The sequence below is a fragment of the Brevibacillus sp. HB2.2 genome (genome assembly GCF_013284275.1).
Classification (GTDB): Bacteria; Bacillota; Bacilli; order Brevibacillales; family Brevibacillaceae; genus Brevibacillus; species Brevibacillus brevis_D.
In genome coordinates, this window is the sequence record NZ_JABSUV010000070.1 from 1 (window position 1) to 11,683 (window position 11,683).

General features: G+C 47.8%; 10 protein-coding genes. 9 read left to right on the forward strand and 1 reads right to left on the reverse strand.

The features are described 5' to 3' along the window. Positions 1 to 255 precede the first annotated feature (255 nt). A complete protein-coding gene (locus tag HP401_RS28850) occupies positions 256 to 1,641 on the forward strand; it encodes an L-cystine transporter (protein ID WP_173607532.1) in 1,386 nt (461 codons plus the stop codon). Between the two features lie 209 nt (positions 1,642 to 1,850). On the opposite strand, the gene HP401_RS28855 is transcribed toward HP401_RS28850, so the two are convergent. After that, entirely contained in the window at positions 1,851 to 3,482 is a 1,632-nt protein-coding gene (locus tag HP401_RS28855) for a peptide ABC transporter substrate-binding protein (RefSeq protein WP_173607533.1), read from the reverse strand. A 223-nt stretch (positions 3,483 to 3,705) separates the two neighbouring features. Here HP401_RS28855 and HP401_RS28860 point away from each other — a divergent pair, with 223 nt between their 5' ends. From HP401_RS28860 to HP401_RS30095, 8 genes are all read left to right on the forward strand, one after another. Next, entirely contained in the window at positions 3,706 to 4,269 is a 564-nt protein-coding gene (locus HP401_RS28860; protein WP_173607534.1) for a hypothetical protein, read from the forward strand. Positions 4,270 to 4,457: 188 nt separating this feature from the next. Beyond that, positions 4,458 to 4,913 carry a MarR family winged helix-turn-helix transcriptional regulator gene (locus HP401_RS28865; protein WP_173607535.1) on the forward strand — a complete coding sequence of 152 codons (456 nt, stop codon included), beginning with the start codon at positions 4,458 to 4,460 and terminating at the stop codon, positions 4,911 to 4,913. A 32-nt stretch (positions 4,914 to 4,945) separates the two neighbouring features. Next, positions 4,946 to 5,761 (forward strand): SDR family oxidoreductase, encoded by an 816-nt coding sequence (locus HP401_RS28870; RefSeq protein WP_173607536.1) that lies wholly within the window; start codon positions 4,946 to 4,948, stop codon positions 5,759 to 5,761. Positions 5,762 to 5,856: 95 nt separating this feature from the next. Further along, positions 5,857 to 7,161 (forward strand): hypothetical protein, encoded by a 1,305-nt coding sequence (locus tag HP401_RS28875; protein WP_173607537.1) that lies wholly within the window; start codon positions 5,857 to 5,859, stop codon positions 7,159 to 7,161. 642 nt (positions 7,162 to 7,803) lie between these two features. Then, entirely contained in the window at positions 7,804 to 9,063 is a 1,260-nt protein-coding gene (locus tag HP401_RS28880; protein ID WP_173607538.1) for an amidohydrolase, read from the forward strand. Between the two features lie 60 nt (positions 9,064 to 9,123). Then, a complete protein-coding gene (locus HP401_RS28885; protein WP_173607539.1) occupies positions 9,124 to 10,527 on the forward strand; it encodes a M20 family metallopeptidase in 1,404 nt (467 codons plus the stop codon). Between the two features lie 109 nt (positions 10,528 to 10,636). Beyond that, complete coding sequence (locus HP401_RS28890) at positions 10,637 to 11,191, forward strand: ferrochelatase (RefSeq protein WP_254457226.1); 555 nt, start codon at positions 10,637 to 10,639, stop codon at positions 11,189 to 11,191. A gap of 29 nt (positions 11,192 to 11,220) precedes the next feature. Beyond that, on the forward strand, positions 11,221 to 11,445 hold the full coding sequence (locus HP401_RS30095) for a ferrochelatase (protein WP_309145171.1): 225 nt from the start codon (positions 11,221 to 11,223) through the stop codon (positions 11,443 to 11,445). Positions 11,446 to 11,683: the final 238 nt, after the last annotated feature.

Genomic DNA, 11,683 nt, shown 5'->3' on the forward strand with positions numbered 1-11,683 from the left:
AATAACTTCGAGGAAGAGACCACTTTGGACGCGGTTTCGCTTTTTGCATGGAGTCGTGCAGTCAATCCCACAGCGGGTGGCCCTAGAATCCGAGCGTTTTCTCCTGTTTCCTCCCCCCACTACAGCTGGCTGCAAGACAGTTTGGAATAATACAAAAACAATTCATACTTGACCAGTAGGGATTGTTGGTAATATAACTATATCTATACCGAATACAATAATGAGAGGTACATAGAACGAAAGGGAGGGGAATATATGTCGACGTTATTGATCATTGTAAACATTGTTTTGTTGCTCTTATTCATTGCTGGATTGTACGCCATGCAAAAGAAGCATATTTCTTTTTCCAAGCGGGTATTTGTCGGTCTCGGACTCGGGATTTTATTTGGACTCATTTTGCAATACATATACGGAGCCAAATCGGACGTACTGAAATCCACCATCGAATGGTACAACATTGTAGGGAAAGGCTATGTGAAGCTGCTTCAAATGATCGTAATGCCACTGGTATTCATATCTATTTTATCGGCTTTCACCAAAATGAAACTAACCAATAACATTGGAAAAATCAGTACACTGATTATCGGACTTTTGGTAGCGACGACTGCTGTCGCGGCAGCAATCGGGATTTCGACTACCTTGGCATTTAATCTCGATGGGGCACAATTCCAGCAAGGGGATGCGGAATCCGCTCGGATCGAACAGGTAGAGCAGCGCTTGGGGGATATCCAGAACTTGAGCATGCCAGCAAAAATCCTGGAGCTGCTTCCAGCGAATCCTTTCCTCGATCTGACTGGAGATCGGGCGACTTCCACGATTGCCGTCGTGATTTTCTCTGCGATTATCGGTGTTGCGTATTTAGGGGTAAAACGCAAAAATCCGGAGCAAGCTGAATTGTTTGCGAAAATCGTGGACGCATTCCATACCATCACTATGCGTATCGTGACATTGATCTTGCGCCTGACGCCATATGGTGTACTGGCAATCATGATCAGAGTCGCAGCTACCAGCGATTACAATGCCATCTGGCAGCTGGGCAAGTTCGTTGTCGCATCGTATATGGCGCTGATTATCATGTTTATCGTTCATTTGTTGCTGTTGACGTTTGCAGGATTGAATCCAATCACCTATGTGAAAAAAGCATTCCCTGTCCTGACGTTCGCCTTCACTTCACGTACGAGCGCGGGGGCGTTACCGCTGAATGTAAAAACGCAACAAAGCATGGGAGTTCCTGAAGGAATTGCCAACTTCGCAGGCTCCTTTGGACTCTCCATCGGACAAAACGGTTGCGCAGGTACGTATCCAGCCATGCTGGCTGTCATGGTAGCACCTGTCGCAGGAATTGATCCGTTGACACCATCGTTCATCCTGACACTGATCGCAGTGGTGGCACTCAGCTCCTTCGGGGTTGCAGGCGTAGGGGGCGGGGCGACCTTTGCAGCACTGCTCGTCTTGTCCACGATGAATTTACCAATTGCCATTGTCGGTCTGCTCATCTCCGTTGAGCCGCTGATTGACATGGGCCGCACAGCACTAAACGTAAGCGGAAGCATGACCTCCGGACTTTTGACGAGCAGAGTGACAAAAGAGCTGGATACTAATGCTTACCACGGAAACGAACAAAAAACGCTGACTGTGTAAATGTAATAAAACAGGCTGTACCGTCTATTCAGACAGGTACAGCCTGTTTTATTTGTGTTATGTGTTTTCAAGAAACTCGTGAATACAAAGGTTTCGGAGAGGAAGAGAAAAACGGAGCGACCGGAGGCCTTGGCGTGCCACGAACGGAGGAAGCCCGTTTTTCTCTTCCCCACCACTATGTTCGCACAAACCAAAGATTTTTCATTCCCCTACGGATGAACAGAGGTGTACTTGAAGTACGCACCACCAAGCGGGAAGATGATGAAATCCTTCACCTTATCATTTTTTACATAAGGGCTTCCACGGAAGTTGATTGGAGCCAACGGCATTTCCTCCATAAGAATCGTCTCCGCTTCTAGCAGGATTTTTTTCCGCGCATCCAGATCAGGCTCGTTGTAGCTCTTGTCGATCAGCTCTTTAAACTTGGCATTTTCCCAATCCGGGTGGTTGTTTCCGCCCGTTTTATCGCGGAACATCTCCAGGAAGTTGATCGGGTCGTTGAAGTCTGCGCCCCATTGGAAACGGATCATGTCAAAGTTCGCTTGCGATCTCATGTCGCGGTACACCTTCAGCTCCGCTGTGTACAGCTTCACGTCAACACCGAGTGCTTTTTTCCACTGATCTTGCAGGGCTTCTGCCAGCTTTTTATTGGTATCATTCGTGTCAAACGTGTAGGTAACGTTCGGGAAGGTCGAGAGTCCGAGCTCCTTCATACCTTCATCTAGTAATGCTTTGGCTTTCGCTTGGTCTTCTTTAAAGTAGCCGTCTGGTTTTAATCCCATGGAAGTCGGTACCCAACCATAAGCGGCTGGAACACCCGTCTGCAAAATATTGTCGATGATTTCCTGACGGTTGGTGGCATAAGCGAACGCTTGGCGAATTTTTTTATTGTTGAACGGTGGTTTGTTTGTATTAAAAACAACGGATTGTGTGCCCGGATTATCCGCGACCATCAGCTTGCCTGCATCTTTGAGTGTAGGGATTGCATCGGTCGGAAGTGTTGAGGCAGGATAGCCGCCCCAGTCGATGTCGCCATTTTCAAACATGGAGAACGCTGTATTGTTGTCCTCGATCATAGAAATTTCGATTCGGTCGAGCTTGACGTTGTCTTTGTCCCAGTAGTTCGGGTTTTTCGTAAAGACGATTCTGCTTTTATGCTCCCACTTGTCCATGATGAATGGACCATTTCCCACGATGGTTTTCGCTTCATTCGCCCATTTTGGGTTTCCTTCCAGCGTTTTTTGATGCAACGGGAAGAGGGTCGGGAAGAAGGTTAGCTCACGAAAAAACGGAGTGGGTGACTTCAAGTTGAATTCGACGGTATGGTCGTCTACAGCCTTGACGCCTACATCCTCAGCTTTGCCTTTCCCCGTATTGTACTCCTCTCCTCCTTTAATGTAATAAAGCTGATAGGCGTACTCAGACGCCGTTTTCGGATCGAGATTGCGTTTGATCGCATAGACGAAGTCATGGGCGGTGACGGGGTCTCCGTTGCTCCATTTGGCGTCCTTGCGAATTTTGAAGGTGTAGTTCATGTAATCTGGCGAGTTGGTAAAGCTCTCAGCCGTTGCATTGACGAGTTGTCCATTCAGATCATAGCTCGTCAAGCCCTCAAAGGCAGCATAAATCATGTCAAACGAATCCGCGTCGACGGCGATCCCGGGGTCCATCGAAGGAGGCTCGCTGTTAATGCTCCATTTTAACACCATCGGCTCTGTTTTTGTCGCTTCTGCAGGTGTAGTGGAGCCAGTGGGTTCAGCAGGTGCGGAAGAGTTCGAGCACCCCGCTAGTACCCCGAAAAGCAAGGTAAGACAGGTTGCAATTGCCAGTCCCTTTTTCATAAATACCCCCCTAAAAATGATAGAAAACGTATATTCAGAATATTTGCTAGTGTTTTCAATAGCAAAGGAATTTTTTTAGTTTCTCGATAAAAAATATTTATTTATGTCATTGATAGATTAGGAATAATAAGAGGAATTGATAGATTTTTCTTGAAAATTTACTCGTTTTTAAATTTATGGTATATTCTGGTAGATTTTAATGACAGGAGAGGTGGGAATCACTTTGTTCAAGAAAATGGTTTTTTCAGCATTGAGTGTAGCCGTATTTTCCGCAGTGCTAACGTCTCCGATTCAAGCCGCAAACACATCATCTAGTGTTGATGGGCAGAGAGAACATTCATCCGTTTCTGCTAGATGGAGCTCAGAGGAGGAATGGATTCGAAAATCTGCTGCTGTCCCGGCAGGTTGGGTGGTCATTCGTGAAGATCTCGGTTCCAAGCTCATTAAAAATACAGCAGGTGCTCCCTATGGTGCGGAATTACGAGTTAGCAAATATTCTCCCGTTCCAGCGGGATGGGTAGTTTTAAGAGATGAAGTAGATGGTCGAGTGATCAAATATGTAATAGGAGCATCTTATCGTACGGAGTTCAATGTGACCAAGTTCTCCCCCATTCCAACTGGATGGGTTGTATCGCGAGAAAATTATGATAGCAAAACGATCATGAATGTCGTTGGTGCTCCTTATGGAACTGTATTATTAGTAAGCAAATATTCACCTGTTCCGCCAGGATGGGTTTACGAGCGAGAAGTGGCTGCTGGCATGTACATTAAAAACATGAATCGCTAGAAGTCGTATAAAACATGAGAGAAAGAACTGATGGATAAGGTGTATATAACCATCAGTTCTTTTTCATTCAGTTTCTGGACGAAAAATAGAACTCGCGTAATGAAAATGCTTTGCCCATTGACAAAAAAATACAGATGGATTAAATTTCATGTAGTTAAGCACTTAACTAAACGAGGGGGGGAAAGAGCATGGCAGATGATCTCGAAACATATGTAAATCAGCCCCCTTTACGGACAAAGGCATTCTTTTCCTTGGTAGACGCCACCGCAGATTTGGTGGGGCTCTCAGAAAAATATTGGCATGCCAAAGGAATGAACGGTGCAAGAATTCGATTATTGGTAGAGATCGCGAAGCATGGTGACAGTATCCTGCCTTCACGTTTGGCAGAGTGTATTGGAGTGACGAAGGCCAACATTAGTCTTTTGCTTGCACCACTGGAAACAGACGGTCTGATACACCGGGCTCCCCATCCTAAAGACGGCAGAAAATCCGTAATCTCACTGACCGAAGCAGGAAAACAGCTTCTTTTCATGCACCTTCCCGGGAATCGTCAGGTGATTGCAGAGGGGCTAAAAGGACTGGAGGAGCAAGAGCTGCACCAACTGATATTTTTATTAGAGAAAATAAGGCAAAGTGTGAGATGACTTTGAGCTGCAGAGGAAAAGGGGGCAAAAGCATGTCCATTCTCATCACAGGAGCAACGGGCAAACTAGGGAGCTTGATTATCGAACAGCTTTTGAAAAGGGTGGAAAAAGAACGCCTCATTGCCTGTGTGCGCGGAATGGACAAAGCGACACGGTTAAGAGAGTTGGGAATCGAGGTAAGACAAGCGGATTATGATGACCCTCTGTCTCTGGAACGTTCTTTTGCGGGCGGCACGAAGCTTTTGTTTATTTCCAGCCCGCACACGGATGATACCGTTCGTGTACGACAGCATAGTCATGTCATAGAAGCGGCGAAAAAAGCAAATATCACTCACCTGGTGTATACCAGCTTTGCCTTTTTGGAAAAGGTAAATATCTCGCTCACGCATCTCCATTTGGCAACGGAACACGCCATTCGCACGACGGGGATACCGTATACGTTTCTGCGGAATGGACTTTACAGTGATGTGATTGCGGCATTTGGTATTCAGCAGGCAATCGAAACAGGAGAGCTCATTACATACCCTGGCAAGTGGAGCTTTCACACAGTGACACGCGAGGATCTTTCATTGGCTGCTGCCACTGTCATCAGCACAGAAGGGCACGAAAATCAGACTTACGAGCTTACGGCTTCCCGAGCTTGGAATTTCGTAGAGCTTGCTGAGGTGTTGACGGCACGGACAGGGAAATCCATCAGGCATCGGGAGGACCCTGTTGCAGAAAGTTGGCTGTATCGCTTCTTGATGCAAATTGATGCGAGTAGCACGACGACGGATTTGGAGAGAATCATCGGCAAGCCTACTGCTTCACTCGAGCAAATGGTTAGGCAAATCATGGAGCAAGCGTAGTGCAGCGTGCTTGGCATCCAGTAGACAAAGAAAACGGCACATGATATGAATGAGGAAAAGGTGTCAATCATGACGAGGTAGGAGAAAACGCCCTTATGTATAGAATCGGTGTTGTAGGACCATTTCCTTCGGTGGAGCGGATACTGGCGGTCGCCAATGAATTTGAGCATGAAATCGAATTTGTCCCCTTTCGTTATGAAGACGTACGTGAAGTGAGCAATATCGTCCAGGAACATCATCCAGAGTTAAACGGATGGTTTTTCTCAGGGCCGGTTCCGTTTACAATCGCAAAAAAGGTGCTAACCCCGGATGCTAATATCGTGTATTGCCCGCCGAACGGTTCGAATTTGTATCGCTGCTTCATTCAGATGTCGATTGACCAAAACACAGCCGTGAACCGTGTCTCCATCGACATGATCGAGTCGGAAGGGACGCATTTGCGAGAGTCGATGTCGGAGCTGGACATACCCGATGAGGAGATTTACGTTACTACGTACGACGAGCATTTTGACCTCGATGCGATCACGCAGTTTCATGTAACGCTCTGGCGTGAAGGCAAGACACAAGGAGCGTTCACCACGTTTTCTGTCGTTGAACATGCGCTGCGTGAGGAAGGCATTCCTGTCTATCGTGTTCTCATGACGAAAATGGAGATTCGTCAGGCGATGAAAATCGTCATCGAAAAGGTGAAAAGCTCCTATTTTAAGGATACACAAATTGGGGTAGAGATCATTGAGCTGGAGCAGTTTGACAAGATTCCCGAGCGGACCAGCACGCGCTTTTACTTGCAGCATCTGGAGCTGAAGATCAGACAAATTCTGCTTGCTCTCTGCGATCGGCTGGACGGCTCTCTGCTTGCAAATGGCAACGGACGATACCAGATTTTCAGTTCGCGTGGTGCGATTCAACGAGAGATTGAAATGCTGCGACATACGGTGGAACAGCTCTCTTTGGAGGCAGAGGTTCCGGTTGCAGTAGGGGTAGGCTTTGGGGACACTGCTTTTTCAGCGGAAAACAATGCACGAAAAGCAATCCAGCACGCAAAAGAACGACCGGGGGCGGGCATTGTCGTCGTGCAGGATAAGGGCGTCATGATGGAATCGGTGGGAGAAACAGAGGAGCTCGCCTATTCGTTCCGCTCCAATGATCGAGAGCTGTTGGAAAAGCTGAATCGGGCCAATGTAAGTGTCAAATCGTATCACAAGCTGCGTGCGTTGGTTCAACGTATGGGCTGGAAGTTGTTTTCAACGACGGATATCGCTTCGCATTTGTCGATGACGGTACGAAATGCCCAGCGCATCATGGGCAGCTTGTGCGAAGTGGATTTGGCCGAGTTCAGCGGGGAAGAGCAGCAGGCTGTGCGTGGACGACCGAAGAAACTTTATCAGTTAAAGAAATAAGGGCACCCGACGAGAGATTTCGGGTGTTTTTTCATTTTATGTGGCTACGTGGCTACGGTGGGGAGAAGAATATTTCCAGTCTAGGCTCAGTGCTCCGTCCCGCTGAGGGTTAGGACTCCACAAGTCGCTACGTCTGGAAATATTCTTCTCTGTCGTAACTAACGACATTCTTCATTCTTTTAGATCTTTAAAAACTCGTTTACGAACGGCAAGCTCGTAGAGGAAACAGGAGAAAAAAGCGAAGATCTTAGGGACACCGACCGAGACGCAATGCAAAAAGCGAAACACGCTCTTAGCGTCCACCTCTGAGACACACCCTGAATGGACTACTTTGGACGCGGTTTCGCTTTTTGCATGGAGTCGTGCAGTCAATCCCGCAGGGGGTGGCCCTAGAATCTGAGCGTTTTCTCCTGTTTCCTCCCCACTACACCGTTAGAAGGTTCACTATTTTTCAATAACTCAAACAACTCCTATTGAAAAAACAGCGACCCAACAATATAATTCAACTAAGCGAAAATGTCTTTTAATATTCGTATATTGTAAGGATTTACATTTACCAGTCTTCTCATATTTCTACAGCTTGCCTATCGGACCTGGGCATGGAAAAACACATGCTCCAGAGTTAACAGGAGGAATTGAACGATGTTGGATCTGGTTTCGTTGCGAAGAGATTTTCATAGACATCCAGAGGTGGGTTTTACGGAGTTCCGTACCGCTTCCAAGGTAGTAGAGATTTTGACGTCCCTCGGCTATGAGGTCATATACGGACAAGAAGCAATCGATGGAGATTCCCGGCGGGGCTTGCCTTCCGAAGTAGTTCTCGAGGCAGCGTATGAAAGATCTTTGCGTGACGGTGCAAACCCGGCAATCGTTGAAAAAATGCGCGGTGGCTATACCGCAGTGATTGGTGTGAAGAAAGGGAAGGCACCTGGACCAACGGTTGCTTTCCGTTTTGACATGGACGCACTGCCTGTTTTAGAAAGTACGGAGCAAGACCATTTTCCACAAGCGAATGGCTTCCGTTCCCTTTATGAAGGCAACATGCATGCCTGTGCTCACGACGGTCATACCACGATTGGCTTGGGATTGGCAGAAGCGCTTGCAGCAGGAGATTTTTCCGGTACGCTCAAACTGATCTTCCAACCAGCCGAAGAAGGTGTCCGCGGTGCATACGCGATCGTAGAAAAAGGTCATTTGGATGATGTTGACTATATTTTCTGCAGCCATTTGGGTGTCAATGTGCCTCTAGGTGAGGTGCACGGCGGTTCCTATGGATTTTTGGCTACCACGAAAATGATGGCGCATTTCTACGGTGTTTCTTCTCATGCTGGTGCGTCGCCAGAGCAAGGGAAAAATGCATTGCTCGGAGCGGCTACCGCCCTGTTGAACATTCATGCGATTCCGCGCTTTAGCACTGGTGATACAAGAATCAATGTGGGTGTGCTAGAAGGCGGAACAGCAGCGAACATCATTCCGGCCTATGCCAAGATGGTTGTGGAGACTCGCTCCATTACCGAAGAAGTAAATGAAGAAGTAGAAAACCGTGTACGCAACATCATTGCGCACAGTGCTGCTATGCATGAGCTCGACTACAAGATCGAGGTCGTCGGAGGAGCAATCCCGATCAACTACGATGTGGAGATGGCAGAGCTGGCCCTGGAAGAAGCCAAACAAGTAGAAGGCTTCCATTCCTTTAAGCACGGCGAGTACAACTCGATGGGCAGTGAAGATGCCAGCTTTATGATTAAACGCGTTCAGGATCGTGGCGGAAAAGGAACGTACATGGCAATTGGTACGGATATCCCGGCCCCTCACCACCATCCAAGGTTCGATATACAAGAAGAGATTTTGCCGCGTAGCGTAGCGCTTTTGAACCGAATTGCCAGACGATTGCTGACGTAAAACCGTTCCTACCTGAGCGAAAGACCACGTGGATAACGAGGGCAGAGAGGATGTTTGCGAATGCATACCAAGCGAATTGCAGAAATGATTGAGAAAAAACGAGATGCCTTCATCAAGGTGAGCGACCAGATTTGGGCTTTCGCGGAGACGCGTTTTGAAGAGTATCAATCTGCTGAATTGCTAGCTCAAACACTCGAGGGAGAGGGCTTCAAGGTTGAGCGCGGTGTAGGTGGGATCAAAACGGCTTTCATCGGAAGCTTTGGCAGTGGCAATCCTGTCGTGGCGATTTTGGGAGAATTCGATGCTCTGTCGGGCATGAGTCAGAAAAAAGGCCAGACTAAAGAAGAGCCTCTCGTAGCAGGTGCAAACGGCCATGGCTGCGGACACAACTTGCTCGGTACCGCTTCTCTTGCGGCAGCCATTGCCGTGAAAGAGTATATGGAAGAGAACAACATGAAGGGGACTGTTCGTTACTACGGCTGCCCAGGGGAAGAAGGCGGCTCCGGGAAAGCGTTCATGGCGCGAGCGGGATTGTTTGACGATGTGGACTTCGCACTTTGCTGGCACCCAATGGGCTATAACAGCATCATGTCCACTGATTCACTCGCGAACTATCAAATCTACTTCAAGTTTAAAGGGAAGAGTGCTCATGCAGCAGCAAGTCCACATCTCGGTCGAAGCGCACTGGATGCGGTGGAATTGATGAACGTCGGTGTGAACTACTTGCGTGAGCACATTATCCCGGAGGCACGTGTTCACTATGCCATCACGAACTCCGGCGGCTTGTCGCCAAATGTGGTTCAACCAAAAGCAGAGGTACTGTACCTCATACGTGCGCCAAAGGTTGATCAAGTACAGGAGATTTACGAGCGCGTATGCAAAATTGCGCAAGGCGCTGCGCTCATGACTGAAACAGAGGTAGAGATCGTATTCGACAAAGCGTGCTCGAACCTCGTGCAAAACAAACTGCTCGAAGAGGTCATGTACAAAAACTTCCAGGAGCTGGGCGTCCCTATGCAGGATGAAGCGGAACTGCAATTGGCAAAAGAAATGCGTGAGACACTGTCCAAGCAGGAACTAGCCACTTCGGAAAAACAGTCATCGGACATGCCAGCTCCAGACATGGTGACATGGCTCAATCCATACGACGGAGCAAAAATCCCGTTGAACGGCTCCACGGATGTAGGGGATGTGAGCTGGATTACGCCAACAGCACAATGCACAACTGCATGCTATGTGAATGGCTCCACGCTACATTCCTGGCAATGGGTGTCCCTCGGGGCGACATCCATGGCACATAAAGGGATGCTGCATGCGGGGAAAGTCATGGCTTCTACAGCGATTGACATGCTGAAAAATCCAAAGCTGATCGAACAGGCAAAAGCCGAGCTGAAACAGCGTCTGGGCGGTCAAACATATGTGTGCCCGATCCCAGAAGGTGTCATGCCTTCTGCGAAAAAATAAGTGACACTCGGAAATAACAAGCGGACGACTTCTGAAAGATCAGGGGCGTCTTTTTTGTTCAAGAGCAAGGTCCTCGTGTAGAATAGCCAAAAGGAGTTGCGAAAATCAGATGAAAGCCCTACTCATGTTGTCTTACGCCTCATTGCAATCAATCGATGATATACTGCCCTTTTATACCCATCTGTTTCATGGCAAAATTCCCTCGCCGGATACGTTGAAGGCAGCCAAGGCACGCTTTCAATCCATTGGCGTTGCAGATCCGCTTGGTTCTGTAACAGCTCGGCAAGCCATGGCCATAGAACGACGGTTGAATCAAATTGGAGGTGGCGAGCGAATCAAAGTCTATCAAGCTACGAAGCATACGTCTCCTTTTGTGCACGAGACGGTTCAACAAATGGTCGCAGACGGTGTTACCAAGTTGTACGCGTTTCCGACATCCCCCTTGTATTCAAGAACGGGAACGGCTGCCTATTATCAAAGTGCCCGAAAAGCGCTTGAAGTCAGAGGTGCAAACATTCCGGTTGTGGAAATCAATCATTGGCACCGCTATCCGGGGATTGCAGAAGCGATCAGTCTTCGTCTACGAACGGCGCCCTGCGAGCTGATTGCAAGAAGTGGATGCTCGCTTACCGAAGCGCAGGGCCAGCCCCGCAGAAATGGTTAGGACCGGATGTACTTGCGATGATAGAATAAGTGGCTGAGTCAGGCGGCAAGGCAGTCGTTGTCTGTGACTTATTGTCTTTGACCGAAAATGTAGAGGCAATTTTCGATTGTAGAATCCATTGCAGAATGAAAGCAGAAGCTTGCGGGCTGGAGTTTGTCTCCACTGAATTCCTGAATGATTCGGCTGACTATATGGACGCTCTTGTGGAGCTGATTCATGAGAGAATGAAGCAGTCCGAAGAGAGGAAGAGTTGATATTCTTTCTCTTCTTTATTGTTGTAGCGTGAAAATATAGCTTTTAACGATGTTCTTTATATTTGGTTCCCAGATATTTCATTTGACCAAGTAGATCGCTCATGTTATATTGAAAGTCCGCCTTTCAAAAACGGGCGGAATTACAGAAACAAAACGAAAGACTTCAAATATTACCAGTTGACTCGAAGTCATCATACATGGTATATTATGAGTCCGGCACTTTTGAAGTGCTAGTGAA

What these genes read in the sequence shown, in the direction of transcription:
- HP401_RS28880 (WP_173607538.1), top strand. Translation starts at nt 7,804, where the DNA reads ATGTTGGATCTGGTTTCGTTGCGAAGAGATTTTCATAGACATCCAGAG.
- HP401_RS28885 (WP_173607539.1), top strand. Translation starts at nt 9,124, where the DNA reads ATGCATACCAAGCGAATTGCAGAAATGATTGAGAAAAAACGAGATGCC.
- HP401_RS28850 (WP_173607532.1), top strand. Translation starts at nt 256, where the DNA reads ATGTCGACGTTATTGATCATTGTAAACATTGTTTTGTTGCTCTTATTC.
- HP401_RS28865 (WP_173607535.1), top strand. Translation starts at nt 4,458, where the DNA reads ATGGCAGATGATCTCGAAACATATGTAAATCAGCCCCCTTTACGGACA.
- HP401_RS28855 (WP_173607533.1), bottom strand. Translation starts at nt 3,482, where the DNA reads ATGAAAAAGGGACTGGCAATTGCAACCTGTCTTACCTTGCTTTTCGGG.
- HP401_RS28890 (WP_254457226.1), top strand. Translation starts at nt 10,637, where the DNA reads ATGAAAGCCCTACTCATGTTGTCTTACGCCTCATTGCAATCAATCGAT.
- HP401_RS28875 (WP_173607537.1), top strand. Translation starts at nt 5,857, where the DNA reads ATGTATAGAATCGGTGTTGTAGGACCATTTCCTTCGGTGGAGCGGATA.
- HP401_RS28870 (WP_173607536.1), top strand. Translation starts at nt 4,946, where the DNA reads ATGTCCATTCTCATCACAGGAGCAACGGGCAAACTAGGGAGCTTGATT.